18 protein-coding genes are annotated in these 20,592 nt (G+C 73.5%); 14 read left to right on the top strand and 4 right to left on the bottom strand.

Going from position 1 to position 20,592, the window contains the following annotated elements; translation table 11 throughout:
- The first annotated feature begins 106 nt into the window (after window positions 1–106).
- Together Q1V71_RS11660 and Q1V71_RS11655 are read left to right on the top strand one after the other, a co-directional pair.
- Entirely contained in the window at window positions 107–1,219 is a 1,113-nt protein-coding gene (locus tag Q1V71_RS11660) for an NAD-dependent epimerase/dehydratase family protein (protein ID WP_300643984.1), read from the top strand.
- Window positions 1,212–2,372: a lysophospholipid acyltransferase family protein gene (locus tag Q1V71_RS11655; RefSeq protein WP_300643983.1), complete on the top strand. Its 1,161-nt coding sequence runs from the start codon at window positions 1,212–1,214 to the stop codon at window positions 2,370–2,372. Before Q1V71_RS11660 ends, Q1V71_RS11655 begins: the two co-directional genes overlap by 8 nt.
- Window positions 2,373–2,489: 117 nt before the next feature.
- On the opposite strand, the gene Q1V71_RS11650 is transcribed toward Q1V71_RS11655, so the two are convergent.
- The 3 genes from Q1V71_RS11650 to Q1V71_RS11640 form a co-directional block, all read right to left on the bottom strand.
- Window positions 2,490–3,707 carry a DUF5667 domain-containing protein gene (locus tag Q1V71_RS11650; protein WP_300643982.1) on the bottom strand — a complete coding sequence of 406 codons (1,218 nt, stop codon included), beginning with the start codon at window positions 3,705–3,707 and terminating at the stop codon, window positions 2,490–2,492.
- Between the two features lie 157 nt (window positions 3,708–3,864).
- The gene (locus Q1V71_RS11645; protein WP_300643981.1) at window positions 3,865–4,692 is read right to left on the bottom strand and encodes a sigma-70 family RNA polymerase sigma factor; all 828 of its coding nucleotides are present in this window, start codon (window positions 4,690–4,692) and stop codon (window positions 3,865–3,867) included.
- A gap of 224 nt (window positions 4,693–4,916) precedes the next feature.
- Window positions 4,917–5,798 carry an HAD family phosphatase gene (locus tag Q1V71_RS11640; RefSeq protein ID WP_300643980.1) on the bottom strand — a complete coding sequence of 294 codons (882 nt, stop codon included), beginning with the start codon at window positions 5,796–5,798 and terminating at the stop codon, window positions 4,917–4,919.
- 83 nt (window positions 5,799–5,881) lie between these two features.
- On the opposite strand from Q1V71_RS11640, the gene Q1V71_RS11635 reads away from it, so the two are divergent.
- The 7 genes from Q1V71_RS11635 to hemB all read left to right on the top strand — a co-directional run bounded on the left by Q1V71_RS11635 (window position 5,882) and on the right by hemB (window position 13,957).
- Window positions 5,882–7,591: a class I adenylate-forming enzyme family protein gene (locus Q1V71_RS11635; protein ID WP_300643979.1), complete on the top strand. Its 1,710-nt coding sequence runs from the start codon at window positions 5,882–5,884 to the stop codon at window positions 7,589–7,591.
- Entirely contained in the window at window positions 7,588–7,854 is a 267-nt protein-coding gene (locus Q1V71_RS11630; RefSeq protein WP_300643978.1) for a glutaredoxin family protein, read from the top strand. Before Q1V71_RS11635 ends, Q1V71_RS11630 begins: the two co-directional genes overlap by 4 nt.
- Window positions 7,855–8,141: 287 nt before the next feature.
- On the top strand, window positions 8,142–8,828 hold the full coding sequence (locus Q1V71_RS11625) for a redox-sensing transcriptional repressor Rex (RefSeq protein WP_300643977.1): 687 nt from the start codon (window positions 8,142–8,144) through the stop codon (window positions 8,826–8,828).
- The gene (locus Q1V71_RS11620; protein ID WP_300643976.1) at window positions 8,825–10,132 is read left to right on the top strand and encodes a glutamyl-tRNA reductase; all 1,308 of its coding nucleotides are present in this window, start codon (window positions 8,825–8,827) and stop codon (window positions 10,130–10,132) included. The genes Q1V71_RS11625 and Q1V71_RS11620 overlap by 4 nt, the downstream gene beginning before the upstream one ends.
- Complete coding sequence (gene hemC, locus Q1V71_RS11615; protein WP_300643975.1) at window positions 10,129–11,124, top strand: hydroxymethylbilane synthase; 996 nt, start codon at window positions 10,129–10,131, stop codon at window positions 11,122–11,124. The genes Q1V71_RS11620 and hemC overlap by 4 nt, the downstream gene beginning before the upstream one ends.
- The gene (locus Q1V71_RS11610; RefSeq protein ID WP_300643974.1) at window positions 11,121–12,779 is read left to right on the top strand and encodes a uroporphyrinogen-III synthase; all 1,659 of its coding nucleotides are present in this window, start codon (window positions 11,121–11,123) and stop codon (window positions 12,777–12,779) included. Before hemC ends, Q1V71_RS11610 begins: the two co-directional genes overlap by 4 nt.
- A 173-nt stretch (window positions 12,780–12,952) precedes the next feature.
- The gene (gene hemB / locus Q1V71_RS11605) at window positions 12,953–13,957 is read left to right on the top strand and encodes a porphobilinogen synthase (protein ID WP_300643973.1); all 1,005 of its coding nucleotides are present in this window, start codon (window positions 12,953–12,955) and stop codon (window positions 13,955–13,957) included.
- Window positions 13,958–14,060: 103 nt separating this feature from the next.
- Here hemB and Q1V71_RS11600 read toward each other — a convergent pair whose 3' ends face one another.
- Window positions 14,061–15,266 (bottom strand): lytic murein transglycosylase, encoded by a 1,206-nt coding sequence (locus Q1V71_RS11600; protein WP_300643972.1) that lies wholly within the window; start codon window positions 15,264–15,266, stop codon window positions 14,061–14,063.
- 317 nt (window positions 15,267–15,583) lie between these two features.
- Here Q1V71_RS11600 and hemL point away from each other — a divergent pair, with 317 nt between their 5' ends.
- From hemL to Q1V71_RS11575, 5 genes are read left to right on the top strand one after another with little or no spacing between them, the layout of a single operon-like run.
- Window positions 15,584–16,915: a glutamate-1-semialdehyde 2,1-aminomutase gene (gene hemL, locus Q1V71_RS11595; protein WP_300643971.1), complete on the top strand. Its 1,332-nt coding sequence runs from the start codon at window positions 15,584–15,586 to the stop codon at window positions 16,913–16,915.
- On the top strand, window positions 16,912–17,586 hold the full coding sequence (locus Q1V71_RS11590; RefSeq protein WP_300643970.1) for a histidine phosphatase family protein: 675 nt from the start codon (window positions 16,912–16,914) through the stop codon (window positions 17,584–17,586). Before hemL ends, Q1V71_RS11590 begins: the two co-directional genes overlap by 4 nt.
- 22 nt (window positions 17,587–17,608) lie before the next feature.
- Window positions 17,609–18,211 carry a TlpA family protein disulfide reductase gene (locus tag Q1V71_RS11585; protein WP_367280140.1) on the top strand — a complete coding sequence of 201 codons (603 nt, stop codon included), beginning with the start codon at window positions 17,609–17,611 and terminating at the stop codon, window positions 18,209–18,211.
- Complete coding sequence (locus Q1V71_RS11580; RefSeq protein WP_300643969.1) at window positions 18,204–18,971, top strand: cytochrome c biogenesis CcdA family protein; 768 nt, start codon at window positions 18,204–18,206, stop codon at window positions 18,969–18,971. Before Q1V71_RS11585 ends, Q1V71_RS11580 begins: the two co-directional genes overlap by 8 nt.
- Window positions 18,968–20,581: a cytochrome c biogenesis protein ResB gene (locus tag Q1V71_RS11575; RefSeq protein WP_300643968.1), complete on the top strand. Its 1,614-nt coding sequence runs from the start codon at window positions 18,968–18,970 to the stop codon at window positions 20,579–20,581. The genes Q1V71_RS11580 and Q1V71_RS11575 overlap by 4 nt, the downstream gene beginning before the upstream one ends.
- Window positions 20,582–20,592: the final 11 nt, after the last annotated feature.

Here is a 20,592-nt window from a genome sequence, read left to right as displayed (position 1 = left end):
TGGCGCCGCGCCCCTCACCTGCCCGCCCGGGCGACGCAGCCCGGGTCGGGGGATGAGTCCACCGTCGTGATCGCCCCTCGTGGGCGACGGGCAGCCGGAGGCGGAGTTGGGGAAGGTCGTACTCGTCACCGGGGTCTCGCGGGACCTCGGCCGGACGTTCGCGCGCTCCCTGGCCGGTGACCCCGGCGTCGACCGCGTGATCGGTGTGGACGTGGTCCCCCCGCGGGGCGACGTCGGCGACGTCTCGTTCGTCCGCGCCGACATCCGCAACCCGGTGATCGCCAAGGTGATCGCCAAGGAGGACGTCGACACAGTCGTCCACATGAGCGTCATCGCGACCCCCGGCACCGCCGGCGGTCGGAACACGATGAAGGAGCTCAACGTCATCGGGACGATGCAGCTGCTGGCCGCCTGCCAGCGCGCCACGTCCCTGCAGCACCTGGTCGTGAAGTCGACGACGACCGTCTACGGCGCCAGCAACCGCGACCCCGCGATGTTCACCGAGGACATGCAGCCGCGCCGCGCACCGCGCTCGGGCTACGCCAAGGACGTCGCCGAGATCGAGAGCTACGTCCGCGGCTTCGCGCGGCGTCGCCCCGACGTCCGGGTCACTACCCTGCGCTGCGCCAACGTGCTCGGCCCCGCGGTGGTCAGCCCGCTGACCTCCTACCTCCGGCTGCCCGTCGTCCCGACCGTCATCGGGTACGACGCGCGCCTGCAGGTCCTGCACGAGCAGGACCTCTACGGCGTGCTGCAGCACGCCGTGCGCGAGGAGGTCGCCGGCACCTTCAACGTCGCCGGCGACGGCATCCTCATGCTCTCCCAGGCGTTGCGTCGCCTCCAGCGGCCCACCGTGCCGATGCCCGGCTTCGCCGTCGGGCGCATGGGCAACCTGCTGCGCCAGGCCCGGGTCGCGGACTTCTCGCCCGAGCAGCTGGCCTTCCTGACCTACGGCCGCGGGGTCGACACGACCCGCATGCGGACCCAGCTGGGCTTCGAGCCCACCATGACGACCGCGGAGGCCTTCGCCGACTTCGCCACGACCCTCACGCCCACCGGCGGCCGGGCCGAGCGGGTGCTGGCCACGCTGTCGCAGGCGCTGCCCGACCCCGACGAGCCGGTGCTCGAGGCGGTCGCCGGCCCCGAGGGCGCCGAGCAGGCGACCGGTCCGCGTGCCGTCCCCGCCCACGGAGCCCCGGGAGGAGCAGAGCATGAGTGACGCCGAGATCATCCCGATCGGCACCCGCGGGCGCCCCGGCCGCGGCACGGGCAAGGCGCCGTCCTCCGCGGCGCGCAGCCTGGCAGGCGGCAGCGGCGGTGGCGCCGGGAGCAAGGGCACCTCCGGCCGGCCCGCCCAGCGGCGTACGTCGGAGGAGGAGGCGGCCGAGCCGACCGAGAGCGACCAGACCCCGGCCGCGGCCTCGGAGACGCCGGTCCCCGAGCGGCCCGCCGCCCGCACCCGGGACCGCCACGCCGGCGGCATCCCGGCCGCCGACCTGATGGCTGCCTTCCAGGTCGCGGCCCGCGAGGTCTTCGGCGAGGAGTGGGAGGTCCAGCTCGCCCGGTTCCTCGCCTTCCTGCGCCGCCGGGTCACCGGCAGCTACGTCGTCGACGAGTACGGCTTCGACCAGGAGATCACCCAGCGCTTCTTCATGGCCGCGCTGCGGCCGATCGCGCAGAAGTGGTTCCGCATCGAGGTCCGCGGCATCGAGAACATCCCCACCGACGGCGGCGCGCTGGTGGTCTCCAACCACTCCGGCACCGTCCCGGTCGACGGCCTCATGACGATGGTCTCCATCCACGACCACGCCGGCCGCTACCTGCGCCCGCTGGGCGCCGACCTCGTCTTCCGTCTGCCCATCGTCTCCACGATGGCCCGGAAGGGCGGCGCCACCCTGGCCTGCAACGAGGACGCCGAGCGGATGCTGCGCGGCGGCGAGCTCGTGGGCGTGTGGCCCGAGGGTTTCAAGGGCATCGGCAAGCCGTACGCCGAGCGCTACAAGCTCCAGCGCTTCGGTCGCGGCGGCTTCGTCTCGGCCGCGATCCGTACCGGAGTCCCGATCGTCCCGCTCTCGGTCGTGGGGGCCGAGGAGATCTACCCCTTGGTCGGCAACCTGCCCGGCCTGGCGCGGATCCTGGGCGTCCCCTACATCCCGATCACCCCGACCTTCCCGCTGCTCGGCCCGCTGGGCCTGGTGCCGCTGCCGTCGAAGTGGCTGCTGGAGTTCGGCGAGCCGATCCGCACCGACGAGTACGACGGCGGCGCGGCCGACGACCCGATGCTCGTCTTCAACGTCACCGACCAGGTGCGCGAGACCATCCAGCAGACGCTCTACACGCTGCTGATGGAGCGGGAGTCGGTCTTCCGCTGACCTCGAGGCCCGAGTGGCCGCCGGGACACCTGCCTGCGCAGGTCGGGTCGGAACGCGCGCGGCTGTCCCACCTCGCACGACCCCTCAGGGGGCCGTCGACGTGGTGGAACGACGGGGCTACTTCTTGCCGGCGTCCGGGTTGAGGAGGTCCTCGACCAGGTCCCCGACCGGATCGAGCAACGGCTCGAGCAGGTCGGTCAGCGGGTTCCCGGCCCCCGGCCCGGAGGCGGGGGTGCCGCCGCCGAGGAGGTCGCCGAGCCCGCCGAGGGGCTCGTCGTCCTTGCCTCCGCCGGTGCCACCACCGGAGGTGCCACCACCGGAGGTGCCGCCCCCGTCGCCGCCGGTCGAGGCGGGCGGGTCGAGCAGCGACGGACCGCTCGGGGTCGCGGTGGGCTGGTCGGCCTCACCGGCGCCGGCGGAGGGCTTGCCGGAGGGCTTCCCGCTGGGTCGGGTGGACTCGCCGCCGTCGGCGGCCGTGGTGCCGCCGGTGGCGGGGGAGACCAGGGTGCCGAGGGTCTCCTCGACCGCCTGCACCAGGAAGCTGGGGATGCGACCGATCTGCTCGCCGCCGCACAGGGGGCAGAGCGAGAGCGCGGTCTGGGCGATCTGCGCGAGCAGCTCGCCGGCCTGGACCAGCGCCTCCTGCGCGACCGAGGGCAGCACGGCCGAGAGGTCCTCGAGCGCCGCGAGGCTCTGCGCGGTGAAGTCCTGTAAATCCTTGATGGAGGCCTCGGAGCCGGTCTCGGCGTAGTCGGCCAGGAGCAGGTCGGAGGCCTCGGTGGTCTGGACGGCGAAGTCGGCGAGGGTCTCCTCGATCGCGACGATGTCCTGGCCCTGCTCGGAGCGGGTCAGCTCGTCGACCTCGGCGAGCCGGCCGCGGGCGATGGCCAGCAGCGAGGCGCCCTTGGCGGCGTCGTCGACGCGGACGCCGGTCTGGGCGTTCTCCAGGGCACGCTTGAGCGGGTAGAGCACGTCGCCGGGCAGGGCGGACTGGGCGGCGACCGCCATCGAGGTGGTGGCGCCCACGAGTGCGACGCCGCCGACGGCGATGGCCAGGCGGCGCTCGCGCGGGCTGCGGCTCGGGGTGATCGTGAGGCGCTGGGGGGCCGCCGGGGAGGCCTGGACCAGCTCGTCCGCGGCTGCGGCCATCAGCCGCTCGCGGAGGTCGGCGACGAACTCCGGGCGGGCCGCGGGGGCCGGGGCGGTGCGCAGGGTGGCGACGACGTCGAGCAGGTCGGTGAAGCGCGCGTCCTCGACCCGGCGGCCCGAGGCAGCGGCCTCGACCAGGGAGTCGAACTCGTCGGCGCGTCGTCGCGCCGAGAACACGGGGCTCATCGCAGCAGTCCTGTCGTCATGGTGTCGGTGGGGAGGGGGAGGCCGGCGCGCACGCGCTCCGACACCTCCCCCAACGACCAGTCGACCACCGGGGTTACGGCGTGTGATCCACGAGTCATGGACGTGCGGTGCACGGTTCGGCCACAGTGCCGGGCGCTCATCGCAGGCCCTCCGGCATCAGCTTGGCCAGGTTCCGCACGCCGCGCAGCTGCAGCTGCTTGACCGCGCCGTCGCTGCGGCCGAGGACCGCGGCGGTCTCGGCGATGCTCATGCTCTGCAGGAACCGCATCACCAGGCAGTCGCGCTGCTCGTCGGGCAGCTCGGTGAGGGCCTTGAGCAGGATCTCGTTCGTGAGCACGGCGAGGACCGTGGGCTCAGGACCCTCGGTCGCGTCGTCGTGCTGGCCCATGTCCTCGGTGGTGAGCTCCAGGCGTGTGCGACCGGCCTTGAAGTGGTCGGTCGCGAGGTTGCGGGCGATGGTCATCAGCCAGGCGCCGAAGTCCTTGCCCTGCCAGCGGAAGCCCTGCATCGAGCGCAGGGCCCGGAAGAAGGTCTCGGAGGTCAGGTCCTCGGCGACCGCGGAGGAGCGGGTCCGGTAGAAGAGGAAGCGGTAGACCGAGGCCTGGTAGTGGTCGTAGAGCAGGCCGAAAGCCTCGCTGTCGCCCTGGCGGGCGAGCTCGACGAGGGCGATGAGGCGCTCGCGGTCGGCGGCGTCGTCCTCGGAGGAGGTGGCCAGGCCGGCGTCGCCGTACGCACCACCGGGGCTGCCCGGGCTGCCGGTGAGCCGGGCGTCGTCGTCGGCCATCGCCTCGGTCAGCAGGCCGAGCAGCGAGCGGTGCGGGACCACCGGCGTGGCGCCGGCCGTGGCCAGGGCGGGTGAGGGACCCTGGCCGGGCGCCTGGAGCAGCCCGTCGAGGAGGGCCTGGGACACAGCGGTCCGCAGCGCGTCGAGACCGCGCGCGATTCTCTTGGCGTCCACCGCCATGTGACCCTCCCGATTCGCTCCCCCCCCACGGAGCCCTTCGAGGGTACGACGATCGGGCGGAGCGTGAAACAGGTTCCGCCAAATCGGACGCCCGGGCCACCCGGCGTACGACTGTTCACGCAGGTGGCTGGTCCAGACCAGCCCCGCACCGTGATCGGACCGTGATCTGAGGGTCGAACCTGTCGGTGCGCTGCCAGGTCTCCCCGGGAGCTTCGGGCGGTCGCTCAGCGACGCCGGCGCAGCGCGACGCCGGCCGCGACGGTGCCGCTCACGGCCCCGGCGGCCGCTCCGACGACGAGACCGGCGCGGGCTGCCTTCCGCCCGGTGCGGTAGTCGCGGATCCGCCACCCCGCCGCCCGGGCGTGGGCGCGCAGCCTGCTGTCGGGGTTGATCGCGCAGGGGTCGCCGACCATCGAGAGCATCGGGACGTCGTTGTAGGAGTCGGAGTACGCCGAGCAGCGGGCCAGGTCCAGGCCCTCGCGGGCCGCGAGGGCCTTGACGGCCTCGGCCTTGGCCGGTCCGTGGAGCATGTCGCCGACCAGGCGGCCGGTGTAGACGCCGTCCTCGTGCTCGGCGACGGTGCCCATCGCGCCCGTGAGCCCGAGGCGCTTGGCGATGATCTGGGCGATCTCGATCGGCGCGGCCGTCACCAGCCAGACCCGCTGCCCCTGGTCGAGGTGGAGCTGGGCCTGGGCCCGGGTGCCGGGCCAGATCCGGTGCGCCATCGCCTCGTCGAAGATCTCCTCGCTCAGCTCCTGGAGCTCGGTCACGGTGTGTCCGGCGATGAAGGCGAGAGCGGAGTTGCGCGCGTCGGCGACGTGCTCGGGGTCCTCGACGCCGACGATGCGGAAGTAGGCCTGCTTCCACGCCGCACCCGCGATCTCACGGGTCGTGAAGAACTTGCGACGGTGCAGTCCCCGCGCCAGGTGGAAGATGCTCGCGCCCTGCATGATCGTGTTGTCGACGTCGAAGAACGCGGCCGCGTCGGGGTCCGGCGGGGTGTCCAGGGCGGCCTCGACCTCGGCGGCGGCTGCTGCGGCCTCGCCCGCGAGCACCGAGCGCTGCCTCAGGTCCGGGAGCGTGCGACGAGCAGGCGGCGGGGTCACGGCGCTCACCCTAGTCCGGGGACGCGGCGGATGTCGGGCCCACCGCGCCCCGTGCGAGGTGGCGCTGTGCCAGGATCGAGTGCATGCCTGAGCAGCGACTGGAGGAGCCCGGGGACGCTCCCGGCGCGCCCACCGACCTGGTCGACCTGGTCGTCGCCGCGGCCGCCGCGGTCCCGCAGCGCGCCGCGCTGGTGGCGGACGGCACCACCCTGACCTGGGCCGAGCTCGACGAGGAGGTCGGTCGGGTCGCCCACGGCCTGTCCTCGGCCGGGGTCGTCGCCGGCCACCGGGTCGCGCTCGCCATGGCCAACCGTCCCGAGATGGTCGTCGGCTACTTCGCGGTGCTGCGGGTGCAGGCCGTCGCGGTGCCGCTCAATCCCCGAGCCACCGCCGACGAGCTCGCCCGGATGCTCGCCGACGCCGGTGCCCGGATGGTCCTCGCCGACACCGTCTCGGTCGCCGCGGTCCGGGCCGCGGTCGCGACGCTGGCCGCCGCGCTGGAGGGCGAGGCCGGGGCGGGGGCCGACGAGGGCGACGCGGACGCCTCCGCGCCCGGTGCCGCGGGCGGCGGCCTGCCCGCCGAGCTCCTCGCGCGCGCCGTCGTACCCCGGGTCGTGACGGTCGGCACCACCCTGCAGCCGGGCGAGCGGTCCTGGGACCAGCTGCGCGCCGACACCACCCGCGACCACCCCCAGCTGCCCGACCCCGAGAAGCTGGCGGTCCTGCTCTACACCAGCGGTGCGTCCGGGCGCCCGCGCGCGGCGATGCTCAGCCACCGCGCGCTGCTGGCCAACATCGAGCAGGCCGGTCGCGTCGAGCCCGCGATGATCCGCTCCGACGACGTCGTCCTGGGCGCCCTGCCGCTCTTCCACGTCTACGGCCTCAACGCCGTGCTGGGTGCCGTGCTGTGGCACCGGGCCACCCTGGTGCTGGTCGAGGCCTACGAGCCGGAGTCGGTGCTGGACCTGGTGGCCGAGCAGCAGGTCACGGTCCTGCCGCTGGCCCCGGCCGTCATCGGCCACCTGCTGGGCCGGGACCGGCTCGCCGAGCGGTTGTCCTCGGTCCGTCTGGTGCTCTCGGGCTCCGCGCCGCTGGACCCCGAGCAGGTCGAGGAGTTCGTGGCGATCACCGCCATCGCCGTCCACCAGGGCTACGGCCTGACCGAGGCCGCACCGATCGTGACGAGCACGCTGTGCGTGCCCCCCGGCGAGGACGGCGAGGTCGGTCGTCCCGAGCCGGGCTCGGTGGGCAACGCCCTGCCCGGCATCGAGGTGCGCCTGGTCGACGACCGTGGTCTCGCGCCCGAGCAGGGCGACCCCGGCGAGGTGAGCATCCGCGGGGCCAACCTCTTCAGCGGCTACTGGCCCCAGGGCGTCGAGGGCCCCGACGAGGACGGCTGGTGGACCACCGGCGACGTCGGATTCCTGGCCCCCGACGGGCAGCTCTTCCTGGTCGACCGGGTCAAGGAGCTGGTCATCGTCAGCGGCTTCAACGTCTACCCGAGCGAGGTCGAGGACGTCGTCGGCGAGGTGCCGGGCGTGGCCGAGGTCGCGGTGATCGGCGTCCCCGACACCGACACCGGCGAGGCCGTCGTGGCGTACGTCGTCGCGCCGGGCCAGGACGCCGACGACGTCGTGGCCGCGGTCGGTGCCGCGTGCAGCACCCGCCTGGCGCGGTTCAAGCAGCCCAGCCGCATCGAGGTCGTGGAGGAGCTGCCGCACACCGTGACCGGCAAGGTCCGCAAGGGCTCGCTGCGGGCGGCGGAGCGCCGCCGCAACCTGGAGCTGCTGTGATCGGGGCCGCGGGCTCCGCGCCCCGGGTGCGCATCTACTCCCGCCCCGGCTGCCACCTCTGCGACGACGCCCGCGCCGTCGTCGCGGCGGTCTGCGCGGAGCTGGGCGAGGAGTTCGACGAGGTCTCGATCGACGACGACCCCGCCCTGCAGGCCCGCTTCGGCGAGGAGATCCCGGTGACCTTCGTCGACGGCCGCCAGCACGACTTCTGGCGGGTCTCCGCGGACCGCCTCCGCGCCGCCCTGTCCGCGCCGCCGGGCTGAGGCGGCACGGGGGCCGGTCCGCGCCCACCCGCACCGGCGCGCGACCTGCCCCGTCGTCGTACGCCGACGGGGCACCCCCCGGGGGATCGGTGCGGCCCTCGTGGCACGCCCGCGCCGGGTCTCCGGCGTGGCCTGCGCCACGTGTGCTAGCGGGGGCCGCTGCCGGTTTGTTCTCGCGTTCACAAACTCCTACAGTGAAGGAGCCGTCGCGCCTTGCGGGGGGCCCGTTCCCCCCGGTCGGACCTCGTCCGACCCACGCCCCGCGACCGCTGGCTGGAGAGCGAGCAGTGACCGAACGGACCCCCACCGAGGCGGCCAGGGACATCCCGGAGGCCACCGTCGCCCGGCTGCCCGTCTACCTTCGGGCCCTCACGTCCCTCGCCGAGGCGGGCACCGCGACCTGCTCCAGCGAGGAGCTGGCCAGCGCGGCGGGAGTCAACAGCGCCAAGCTGCGCAAGGACCTCAGCCACCTCGGCAGCTACGGCACCCGCGGGGTCGGGTACGACGTGGAGTACCTCCGCTACCAGATCGCCCGCGAGATCGGCGTGACCCAGGACTGGCCCGTGGTCATCGTCGGCATCGGCAACCTGGGCCACGCCCTGGCCAACTTCTCCGGCTTCCGCAGCCGCGGCTTCCGGGTCGTGGCGCTGCTGGACGCCGACCCGAGCCGGCACGCCGAGCAGGTCGCCGGCGTCGACGTTCGCCCGTTCTCCGACCTGGCTGCGATCGTCGCCGAGCACGGGGTCGCCATCGGCGTCATCTCCACCCCGGCCCACGCCGCGCAGGACGTCGCCGACGCGATGGTGTCCACGGGCATCCGCAGCATCCTCAACTTCGCGCCGGCGGTCCTGTCGGTGCCCGACGGCGTCGACGTGCGCAAGGTCGACCTGTCGATCGAGCTGCAGATCCTCGCCTACCACGAGCAGCGCAAGGGTCCCGCGGGGCTCGAGGGCCGGCTGGAGGCACCCGCATGAGCGTCCTGATCGTGGGGGTCTCCCACAACTCCGCGCCCGTGTGGCTGCTCGAGCGCCTCGCCTCCCCGGGCGTGGACTCGGTGCACAAGCTGGTCACCGACGCGGCCGGCTGCGCCCACGTCGCCGAGGCGACGGTGATCTCGACCTGCAACCGGCTGGAGATCTACGCCGACGTCGAGCGCTTCCACGGCTCGGTCGAGCAGCTCTCCACGCTCTTCGTCGAGCGCTCCGGCGAGACCACCGAGACCCTGCTGCCCCACCTCTACGTCCACTACGACGACGGTGCGGTCGCCCACCTCTTCCAGGTCGCCGCCGGGCTCGACTCCATGGCGCTGGGCGAGGGCCAGATCCTCGGCCAGACCCGCGAGGCGCTGCGTGTGGGCCAGGAGCTCGGCACCGTGGGGCCCGCCCTCAACGTGCTCTTCCAGCAGGCGCTGCGGGTCGGCAAGCGCTCGCGCGCCGAGACCGGCATCGACCGCGCGGCCCCCTCCCTGGTGACCGCGGCCCTGGAGCGGGCCCGCCCGACGATCGGCGACGTCGCCGGCCGCTCGGTGGCCGTGCTCGGTGCCGGTGCGATGGCCGGTCTGGCGACCGCCACCGTGTCCCGTCTCGGCGCCGGCGACATCGTGGTCCTCAACCGCACCCCCGCCCGGGCCGAGCGGCTGGCCGCGGAGTATGCCGCCCGCCCCGCCCCGGTGGAGTCCCTCGGCTCCGAGCTCGCGGGCGTCGACCTCCTCATCACCTGCACCGGTGCGACCGGCATCCAGGTCGGCGCCGACCTCGTGCGCGAGGCGCGGCCCGACGCTCGCCCGCTGGCGATCATCGACCTCGCACTGCCGCACGACGTCGACCCTGCCGCGGGCGAGCTGCCGGGCGTGCAGCTGGTCAACCTCGCCGACCTGGCCGCCAGCCAGCACGAGAGCGAGGCCGGCGCCGAGGTCGCGGCGGTCCGCAGCATCGTCACCGAGGAGGTCGCGGCCTTCCTGGCCGCCCGTCGCCAGGCCAGCGTCACCCCCACCGTGGTGGCCCTGCGCTCGATGGCCACCTCGGTGGTCGACGCCGAGATGAGTCGGCTCGACGGCCGTCTTCCCGAGCTCGACCCGGCCGTGCGGGCCGAGGTCCTCCACGCCGTACGCCGGGTGGCGGACAAGCTCCTGCACGAGCCGACCGTGCGGGTGCGGGAGCTGGCCAACGAGTCCGGGGCGGTGTCGTACGCCGCCGCGCTCGCCGAGCTCTTCGCGCTCGACCCCGACGCCGTCACCGCCGTGACCCGCCCGCCGGTCCCCGAGGAGCCCGCCCGATGACGTCCTCGACCCCGACCCCGACCCCTGGGGCGCCGCAGCACGTGCGCGTCGGCACCCGCCGCTCCCTGCTGGCCACGACCCAGTCCGGCCACGTCGCCGACATGGTCCGGGGCCTGGGCCTGACCACCGAGCTGGTGGAGATCACCACCGACGGCGACCGGTCGCAGGCCTCCGGCGTACCCCTGGCCGGCAGTTCCTCGACCGGGGTCTTCGTGAGCGCCCTGCGCGACGCGCTGCTGTCCGGCGAGGTCGACCTGGCCGTCCACTCGCTCAAGGACCTCCCGACCTACCCCTGCGACGGCGTGACCCTCGTGGTGGTGCCGCCCCGCGAGGACCCGCGTGACGTCGTGGTCGCCCGCGACGGGCTCACGCTGGGCGAGCTGCCGGTCGGCTCCCGGGTCGGCACCGGCTCCCCGCGGCGGGCCGCCCAGCTGCACGCCCTCGGCCTCGGTTTGGAGGTCGTGGGCATTCGTGGGAACGTCGACACGCGGATCCGCACGGTCCGCGACGGCCGGCTCGACGCGGTCGTCCTCGCCCGGGCCGGACTGGCCCGGATCGATCGGCTCACGGAGGCGACCGAGGTGCTCGATCCCCTGCAGATGCTCCCTGCCCCTGGCCAGGGGGCCCTGGCGGTGGAGTGCCGCAGCGACGACGCGGCGCTGATCGCGGCCCTGGCCGTGCTGGACGACCCGCGCACCCGCGCCGCCGTCGACGCCGAGCGGGCGGTGCTGGCCACGCTCGAGGGTGGCTGCTCCGCACCGATCGGCGCGCTGGCCGAGGTCGTGGAGGGTGAGGACGAGGAAGAGCTGTGGGTGCGCGCGATCGCGCTGTCACCCGACGGTGCGCTCTCGGTGCGGATGTCCGCGACCGGGTCGCCTGCCGACGCCCACGGCGTCGGTGCCCGTCTGGGCGAGGAGATGCTCGCCGACGGGGCAGGACAGCTGGGCCAGCCAGGTCCGGCCATCGATTCAGGACAGGTGCCACACGCATGACCCGAGCGAAGACCTCCACCGCCACCGGGACGGAGACCGAGACCCCCGCCAGGGCCCGCGTCGGCTGGGTGTCCTTCGTGGGCGCCGGCCCCGGTGACCCCGAGCTGCTCACGGTCCGCGCGGTCGACCTGCTGCGGCAGGCCGAGGTGGTCGTGACCGAGGCCCCCGAGCACGCCGAGCTGGTGCGCGTCGTCCTGGGGCTCCCCTCCGTCGACGACGAGGCGATGCCCGAGCTGGTCGACGGCGGCTTCGGTGAGGACGGCCAGCCGCTGACCCACGCCGCGCGCGCCAAGGTCGTGGTCAAGCACGCCAAGAAGGGCCGCGTCGTGCGGCTCATGAGCGGCGACCCCTTCACCTACGCCTCCGGCCCCGAGGAGGCGCAGGCCTGCGCCAAGGCCTGCATCGGGTTCGAGATCGTGCCCGGTGTCTCCGCGGTCAGCGGCGTCCCGGCGTACGCCGGCATCCCGCTCACCACCAAGGACCACCGCGAGATGGCCGTGGTCACCTGCGACGGCACCGTGGACTGGAGCCGCTACGCCGACGACCGCACCCTCGTGCTGCTCTCCGGCGTGGGCCAGGTCGGCGAGATCGCCAAGCAGCTGGTCGCCGCCGGTCGTCCCGCCACCACCCCGGTCGCCGTGACCCGGGTCGGCACGACCACCGAGCAGGCCACCGTCACCACCACGCTCGAGCACGTCGCCGCCGACTGCCGCGCCGCGCGGATGACCCCGCCGGCCGTCATCGTCGTCGGCAAGGTCGTCGACCTGCGCGAGACGCTGTCGTGGTTCGAGACCAAGCCGCTCTTCGGCTGGCGCGTCCTGGTGCCACGCACGAAGGAGCAGGCCGGCTCGCTCTCGTCGGGCCTGCGCGGCTACGGCGCGGTGCCCGAGGAGGTGCCGACCATCTCGGTCGAGCCGCCGCGCAACCCCCAGCAGATGGACAAGGCCGTCCGCGGCCTGGTCGAGGGTCGCTACGAGTGGATCGCCTTCACCTCGGTCAACGCCGTTAAGGCGGTGCGGGAGAAGTTCGAGGAGTACGGCCTGGACGCCCGCGCCTTCTCCGGGCTCAAGATCGCCGCGGTGGGCGACAAGACCGCCGCCGCCATCGCGGCCTGGGGCCTGCGCGCGGACCTGGTGCCCTCGGGCGAGCAGTCCGCCGCGGGTCTCCTCGAGGACTGGCCGGAGTACGACGAGCAGCTGGACCCGATCAACCGGGTCTTCCTGCCCCGCGCCGACATCGCCACCGAGAACCTCGTCGCCGGCCTGGTGGACCTGGGCTGGGAGTGCGACGACGTGACGGCGTACCGCACCGTGCGCGCCGCCCCGCCGGCCGCGCCGGTCCGCGACGCGATCAAGACCGGCAAGTTCGACGCCGTCGTCTTCACCTCCTCCTCGACCGTGCGCAACCTGGTCGGCATCGCCGGCAAGCCGCACGCCTCGACGGTGATCGCGGTCATCGGCCCCGCCACGGCCAAGACCGCCGAGGAGCACGGCCTGCGGGTCGACGTCATGGCCCCCAAGCCCGACGTCGACGTCCTCGTCGACGCCCTCGCCGACTTCGGTGCCTCCCGCCGCGCCGCCCTCCTCGAGGCCGGCCAGGCCGTCACCAAGCCCTCGGACCGCAAGACCTCCGCCCGTCGCCGCAAGGCCGAGTGAGGCGCGAGCCGGGGTAGTCCGAACGCATTTTCACCCTCAGCTCGAGCTGAGGGTGAGAACGAGTTCGGACTACCCCCGCTCGGAACCCCGACCGCGCCCACCCGCTCGGAACCCCGACCGCGCCCACCCCACCGGGCCCGCGGGGACGAGCCGGACCTGACAGGATCGAGCGCGTGACCGAGCACCCGTTGCCCGCCCCCGTCATCCCGCCCCTGGTGCGACCGCGCCGGCTGCGGACCACGCCGGCCCTGCGCCGGATGGTCGCCGAGCAGCAGGTGCAGGCCCGCCAGCTGGTGCTGCCGCTCTTCGTCCGCGAGGGCCTGGACGAGCCGCGCCCGATCTCCTCGATGCCCGGCGTCGTCCAGCACACGCGCTCCTCGATGCTGGCCGCGGTCTCCGAGGCCGCCGAGCTGGGCCTCGGCGGCGTGATGCTCTTCGGCATCCCCGAGTCCAAGGACGCGACCGGTTCGGGTGCCGTGGACCCGGGCGGGGTCCTCAACCTGGCCATCACCGACGTCGTCGCCGAGGTCGGTGACGCCTTGACGGTGATGAGCGACCTGTGTCTGGACGAGTTCACCGACCACGGCCACTGCGGGCTGCTGACCCACGACGGCCGGGTCGACAACGACAGGACGCTGGCGGCGTACGCCGAGATGGCCCGCGCCCAGGCGCACGCCGGTGTCGACATGGTGGGCCCCAGCGGGATGATGGACGGGCAGGTCCGGGTCATCCGGGACGCGCTCGACGCCTACGAGCACACCGACGTCGGGATCCTGGCCTACTCCGCGAAGTACGCCTCCGCCTTCTTCGGGCCCTTCCGCGAGGCGGTCGACTCCTCGCTCAGCGGCGACCGCAAGACCTACCAGCAGGACCCCGCCAACGGCCGCGAGGGCGTGCGCGAGGCGCTGCTGGACGTCGAGCAGGGAGCAGACATCGTCATGGTGAAGCCGGCGCTGTCCTACCTCGACGTGGTGCGGAAGGTCCGCGACGCGGTGGACGTCCCGGTGGCGGCGTACAACATCTCGGGGGAGTACGCCATGGTCGAGGCCGCCGCGGAGCGCGGCTGGATCGACCGCGAGCCGGCGATCCTCGAGGTGCTGACCTCGATCCACCGGGCCGGCGCCGACGTGATCCTCACCTACTGGGCTTCCGAGGCCGCGCGCCTGCTGGGCCGCTGAGCCCCCGGCTGGCCGAGCCCGAGTCGCGGGATCCAGCCGGACGACCGACGGGCGGGCCCCCAGGTGGGGACCCGCCCGTCGGCGGTGAGCGTGGGAGCGGCGGCTACTTGTCGCCGTCCATGTAGTCCTCGACACACAGGTCGAAGGGGTCGTCCTTCTTGAAGATGTTGTTGATGTGGCCGTCGAGGGTGCACTGGAGCACGGCCTGGGCGAAGGAGAGGGTCTGGTCGACGACGGTGATCCCGGTGGTGGGCAGCGTCGGGAGCGGGATCTTCGGACCGCCGGGCAGCAGGCCACCGCCATCGTCACCGCCACCGTCACCGCCGCCGGTCACGGGGGTGCCGCCGGGCTGCTGGGGGGACGCCGGCTCCTCGGCGGCCTCCTCGCCTGACTGCTCCACCGGCGCGGCGACCTCCTGCTGGGGCTGCTGCTGGGGGCCCTGGTCGTTCTTGACGGGAGCCGGGGTGAACTTCGGGTCCGGCGCGATCATCGGCGCGGCCGAGACCGAGGTCGGCACCGAGGTGAAGTCGCCGGAGGCGTAGGCGTCCATGATCGACAGGACGAGCTCGACGTAGTCGAAGGAGTTGTTGTAGCGGTAGACGGCCTTCTCCTGGCCGGCGGTGGTGGACAGGTCGTCGCCGCCGGAGCAGAGGTAGACCGCCGAGGCCAAGGCGGCATCGTCGATGTCCTGCGGGTTGCGCTGGGCGTCGCCGTCGGCGTCGACGCCCACGACCGACCAAGTCGAGGGGATGAACTGCATGGGGCCGACCGCGCGGTCCCAGCGGGAGTCGTTGTCGAGCTGGCCGCCGTCGGTGTCGGAGATGGCCCGGGTGCCCTTGGTGCCGTTCAGCGCGATGCCGAAGATGCCCGGGGTAGCGACGCCTTCGTCGTCGAGGACCGAGCCGGCGTAGCGGCCGTGGTTGGACTCGACGCGGCCGATGGCGGCCACGAGCTGCCAGGTCACGTTGCAGGACCTGTCGGCTGAGTTGATGACGGTCTCGGCGCGCTGGTAGGCGGCCAGGGCGGCGGAGGGGATGGCGGAGGTGGAGGCGGTGGAGACGACCCGGGTGGCCTTGCCGCCAGTCAGCTGGCCGGCCAGCGTGGAGGAGGAGACCGACGCCGGGGCTTCGATGGCCTCGGTCGGCACGGAGGCGCCGTCGGGCAGCACTGCGGGGACCTGGTCGGTGTCGGCCGCGACGGTGGCGACCGTCGGCGCCGAGACCAGGCTCGCGGTCCATGCCGCCGACACGAGCGCCAGCGGTACGAGTGCGGTGCCCTTCTGCCAGCGTCCGGTGCGCTGTCCTGCCATGCTTGGTCTCCCCAGGTGTCTGTGTGGTCGGTGCTCCCTCAAGCACGTGTGTGACGGTCCTAACGAAGGGTGTCACGGTTGAGTTACGCCCGCACTGCGTTGTCTGCCACTCGGACAACGAGCCTGCCCGCCATCTATGGCGGCGAAACGGCCCGGCCTTGCAGGAGATGAGGCCTGGTCTGGACCACCCGGGGCGCCGGGTGGTCGAGGGGACGTCCGGATCGGGCTCGCGGGTCGACTGCCCGGCCGTGCGTGACGTGGCCCACCGCACGGCGCCCCGACTGGGGCGGCGACCGGTGCTCGGGGATGATGAGGGAGTGAGCACCTTCGAGCGACCGGACGCAGCCCCCGCCTCCCGAGCCTTGATGCAGCGTGCCCACGCGGTGACCCCCGGCGGGGTCAACTCGCCCGTCCGCGCGTTCAACGCGGTCGGCGGCTCCCCGCGCTTCATCCGCTCCGCGTCCGGCCCCTGGCTCACCGACGTCGACGGCAATCGGTACGTCGATCTCATCTGCTCCTGGGGGCCGATGCTCCTCGGCCACGCCCACCCGGAGGTCCAGGCCGCGGTCCAGGCCGCGGTGTCCCGGGGCACGTCGTACGGCACCCCGACCGAGCCCGAGGTCGAGCTGGCCGAGGAGATCGTCGCCCGCACGTCGGTGGAGCGGGTCCGATTCGTCTCCTCCGGCACCGAGGCCACGATGTCGGCGATCCGGCTGGCCCGCGGCTTCACCGGTCGCGACGTGGTCGTGAAGTTCGCCGGCTGCTACCACGGCCACGTCGACGCGCTGCTGGCCTCCGCGGGCTCCGGCCTGATCACCTTCGCGCTGCCCGGCACCCCGGGCGTGCCGGCCTCCTCGACCGAGCTGACGCTGGTGCTGCCCTACAACGACCGAGCCGCCGTCGAGGCGGTCTTCGCGGAGCACGGCGACCGGATCGCCTGCCTGGTGACCGAGGCCGCCCCCGGCAACATGGGCATCGTCCCGCCCGACCCCGGCTTCAACGCCTTCCTCGCCGAGACCTGCGCCCGGCACGGTGCCCTCTTCGTCTCCGACGAGGTGATGACGGGCTTCCGCGCCACCCGCGAGGGGCAGTGGGGCCTGGACGGCAAGGTCGAGGGCTGGCGGCCGGACCTGGTCACCTTCGGCAAGGTGATGGGCGGGGGCTTCCCGGCCGCGGCCTTCGGCGGTCGCGCCGACGTGATGTCCCACCTGGCGCCGGAGGGGCCGGTCTACCAGGCCGGCACGCTCTCGGGGAACCCGATCGCCACGACCGCCGGGCTCGCCACGCTGCGGCTGGCGACCCAGGACGTCTACGACCACATCGGCAGTGCGGCGGACACCATCAAGGCCGCCGCCTCCGAGGCGCTGAGCGCCGCCGGCGTCGCGCACACGGTGCAGTCGACGGGCACGATGTTCTCGGTCTTCCTCTGCGAGGGCCCGGTGCGCGACTTCACCGACGCCTCCCGCACCGACACCACGGCGTACGCCGCGTTCTTCCACTCCATGCTCGACGCGGGCGTCTACCTGCCGCCCTCGGCGTACGAGGCGTGGTTCCTCTCCTCGGCCCACGACGAGGAGGCCGTGCAGACCGTGCTCGACGCCCTGCCCGCCGCCGCCCGTGCGGCCGCCGCCGCAGGAGGTGCCGCGTGACCAGCGAGACGATCGTCCACCTGCTGCGCCACGGTGAGGTCCACAACCCCGACGGCATCCTCTACGGCCGGCGCGACGGGTTCCACCTCTCCGACCTCGGCCGCCGGATGGCCGAGCGGGTCGCCGACACCGTCGCCGACCGCGACATCGTCCACCTGGTCACCTCCCCGCTCGACCGCACGCGCGAGACCATCGCGCCGCTGGCGGCCGTGCGCGGGCTCGAGGTGCACGCCGACCCCCGGGTCATCGAGTCGACCAACGTCTTCGAGGGCGAGACCTTCGGGGCCGGGAAGAGCGCGCTGAAGAAGCCCAGCGCCTGGCGGCACCTCTGGAACCCCTTCCGGCCCTCGTGGGGCGAGCCCTACAAGCAGGTCGTGGCCCGGATGACCGAGGCGCTGCAGGACGCCCGCGCCGCGGCCGAGGGCCACGAGGCCGTCGTCGTGTCCCACCAGCTGCCCATCTGGATCACCCGGCTCTCGCTCGAGGGCCGCCCCTTCCTCCACGACCCGCGCAAGCGCCAGTGCACGCTCTGCTCGCTGACCTCGATCCACTTCCGCGGGGACAGGATCACCTCGCTGACCTACTCCGAGCCCGCCGGCGACCTGATCCCCGTCGGCGACAAGGGCGCCCCGTTCTCCGCCGGCGGCGCCCCCGAGGAGCGCCGTCCCTGACACGCGCCGCACCCCCCGGACCCTGCTCGCCGCCGTCCTGCTCCCTGCCTCGCTGCTGCTGGCCGGCTGCTCCGACCTCGTCGGCACCGGCGAGCTCGACTACGTCCCCGGCAACGGCGGCGTCGTCGAGTTCGACGCCGAGGACCGCCAGCCGCCGGTCGAGCTCGGCGGCGAGACGACCACGGGCGAGGAGTACACCTTCACGCCCGGGACGGTCACCGTGGTGAACGTCTGGTGGAGCGGCTGCGGGCCGTGCATCAAGGAGATGCCGATGCTCACCGAGCTCTACGACGCCTACGACGGCGACGTGGACTTCCTCGGCATCAACATCCAGGACACCAGCGCCGCCAACGCCCACGCGTTCGAGATCGACCGCGACGTCGACTACCCCTCGATCTACGACCCCAACGGCAACGCCCTGCTGGCCTTCACCGGCCGCACGGCGCCACGCGCGACCCCGACCACCCTGGTCCTGGACGAGGACGGTGTCGTGGTCTCGCTGATCAACGGCGAGATCCCGAGCCGCACCACCCTCACCGACCTGGTCGAGGACGCCGGTGGCCCACCGGCGCCGCCGCCCGCCACGGCCACCTCCGAGGACGCCTCCGGGAGCACCGATGGGTGAGTGGCTCGAGGCCACGACCCTGTCCGGGTCGCTGGTGCTGGCCGTACCGGTGGCCGTGCTCGCCGGGCTGGTCTCCTTCTTCTCCCCGTGCGTGCTGCCGCTGCTGCCGGGCTACCTCTCCTACGCCACGGGCCTGTCGGGCGCCGACCTCGCCTCCGGCGAGGTGCGCCGCGGCCGGATGGTCGCCGGATCGGTGCTCTTCGTGCTCGGGTTCACCGTCGTCTTCGTCATCCTGGGTGCGGCCGTCGGCGGCATGCGCACCTGGCTGCTGGTCAACAAGCAGGCCCTCGACGTCGGGCTCGGGATCTTCTCGATCGTGCTCGGCCTGGCCTTCATCGGCGTCTTCGCCAAGGCCCTCCCGTGGCTCCAGCGCGACCTGCGCATCCACAAGGTGCCGGCCGTCGGCCTGGCCGCCGCCCCGGTGCTCGGGTTCCTCTTCGGCCTCGGCTGGACCCCCTGCATCGGCCCGACCCTGGGCGTCATCCTCGGACTGGGGTACGACGAGGGCACGGCCGGTCGCGCCGCGCTGCTGCTCGCGTTCTACTCCCTGGGCCTCGGCGTGCCGTTCGTGCTCGCGGGGTTCGCCTGGCGCCGCGCCCTCACCGCCGTGGCCTTCGTGCGCCGGCACCAGCAGTGGGTGACCCGCACCGGGGGCGGCATGCTCGTCCTGGTCGGCGTGCTGCTCGTGACGGGGCTGTGGGACCAGGCCGTGACCTGGATCCAGATCCAGCTCGTCAGCGACTTCGAGGTGGCCGTGTGAGCACCGACCAGCAGCAACGCCCCGCCGCGGCCCCCGACCCCGGGTCCCGCCGCGCCGGCGAGCTCGATGCCCGTGAGCTGGGCCGCTACGTCTGGCGCCAGCTGACCTCGATGCGCACGGCCCTCGTGCTGCTGCTGCTCCTCGCGCTCGCCGCGGTGCCCGGCTCGATCATCCCGCAGGAGAGCGTCGACTCCTTCGGCGCGCGGCAGTGGAAGGAGCAGCACGAGACCCTCACGCCGATCTACGAGCGGCTCGGGCTCTTCGACGTCTACGGCTCGGCGTGGTTCGCGGCCGTCTACGTCCTGCTCATGGTCAGCCTGGTCGGCTGCATCCTGCCGCGCACCAAGCACTACTGGCGCGCGGCCCGCGCGGTCCCGCCCCGGGCGCCCCGCCACCTCGACCGGCTGCCCGACCACACGTCGTACGTCGTCGCGGCGACGCCGGAGCAGGTGCTCGAGACCGCCCGCGCCGAGCTGCGCCGTCGCCGCTACCGCCTGCGCCCCGCACAGGACGGCGAGGAGCTGACGGTCTCCGCCGAGCGCGGCTACCTCCGCGAGGCCGGCAACCTGCTCTTCCACCTCTCGGTGATCGTGGTGCTGGTGGGCTTCGCCATGGGCGGGCTGCTCGGCTACAAGGGTGGCGTGATCCTGCTGGAGGGCCAGGGCTTCTCCAACAACCTCACCCAGTACGACGACTTCGTCCCCGGATCGCTGTTCACCGCCGACGAGATGGAGCCCTTCTCCTTCGACGTCGACCGCTTCGACGTCGAGTGGCTCACCGAGGGGCCGGGCCAGGGGCAGGCGCAGGGCTTCGAGGCCGGTCTGACGTACCGCACCGCCCCCGGCGAGCAGTACCGCACCTACGACCTGCGGGTCAACCACCCGCTGCGGATCGGCGACAGCGAGGTCTTCCTCGTCGGCCACGGCTACGCGCCGGTCATCACGGTGCGCGGCGGCGACGGCGAGGTCGCCTACTCCGGTCCGACGGTCTTCCTGCCCCAGGACGCCAGCTTCTTCTCCTTCGGCGTCGTCAAGGCACTGGCCGCCGAGCCGCAGGCGATCGGGCTGGAGGGGTTCTTCTACCCCTTCTTCGCCAGCCTCGACGGCGAACCCTTCAACGTCATGGGCGACGACCAGAACCCGGTCGTCTCGGTCAACGTCTACACCGGCGACCTCGGCCTGGAGGACGGTGAGTCCCAGTCGGTCTACATCCTCGACAAGGAGGACGCGACCCAGCTCGAGCGCGAGGACGGCCGCCCGCTGCGGCTGGACCTCGCCGTCGGCGACACCGTCGAGCTGCCCGACGGGCTGGGCTCGGTCACGTTCGAGTCCGTCACCCCGTGGGTCCGGGTCCAGGTCAGCCAGACGCCCGGCAAGGGCATCGCCCTGGGCGGTGTCGTGCTGGCCCTGGTGGGTCTGTGCGGCTCCCTGTTCATCCGGCCCCGACGCGTGTGGCTGCGCGTCGCAGCCGCGCCCGACGGCGAGGACGGCGGCACGCGCGTCGACCTCGCCGCCCTGGACCGCTCGGGTGGTGGCGACACCGCCGCCGTGGTCGACGACCTGCGCCTGGCTATCGTGGAGGCGCTCCACCCCACACAGGAGGACCGATGACGCAGACCGCC

It is taken from the genome of Nocardioides sp., from assembly GCF_030149505.1.
GTDB lineage: Bacteria > Actinomycetota > Actinomycetes > Propionibacteriales > Nocardioidaceae > Nocardioides.
This window is presented reverse-complemented; position numbering and strand designations above follow the sequence as displayed.

Bases quoted from the DNA above. Each gene is read 5' to 3' on its own strand.
- Q1V71_RS11650 (WP_300643982.1), bottom strand. From the start codon at position 3,707: ATGAGCCCCGTGTTCTCGGCGCGACGACGCGCCGACGAGTTCGACTCC.
- Q1V71_RS11655 (WP_300643983.1), top strand. From the start codon at position 1,212: ATGAGTGACGCCGAGATCATCCCGATCGGCACCCGCGGGCGCCCCGGC.
- Q1V71_RS11580 (WP_300643969.1), top strand. From the start codon at position 18,204: ATGGGTGAGTGGCTCGAGGCCACGACCCTGTCCGGGTCGCTGGTGCTG.
- Q1V71_RS11635 (WP_300643979.1), top strand. From the start codon at position 5,882: ATGCCTGAGCAGCGACTGGAGGAGCCCGGGGACGCTCCCGGCGCGCCC.
- Q1V71_RS11645 (WP_300643981.1), bottom strand. From the start codon at position 4,692: ATGGCGGTGGACGCCAAGAGAATCGCGCGCGGTCTCGACGCGCTGCGG.
- Q1V71_RS11620 (WP_300643976.1), top strand. From the start codon at position 8,825: ATGAGCGTCCTGATCGTGGGGGTCTCCCACAACTCCGCGCCCGTGTGG.
- hemC (WP_300643975.1), top strand. From the start codon at position 10,129: ATGACGTCCTCGACCCCGACCCCGACCCCTGGGGCGCCGCAGCACGTG.
- Q1V71_RS11610 (WP_300643974.1), top strand. From the start codon at position 11,121: ATGACCCGAGCGAAGACCTCCACCGCCACCGGGACGGAGACCGAGACC.
- Q1V71_RS11600 (WP_300643972.1), bottom strand. From the start codon at position 15,266: ATGGCAGGACAGCGCACCGGACGCTGGCAGAAGGGCACCGCACTCGTA.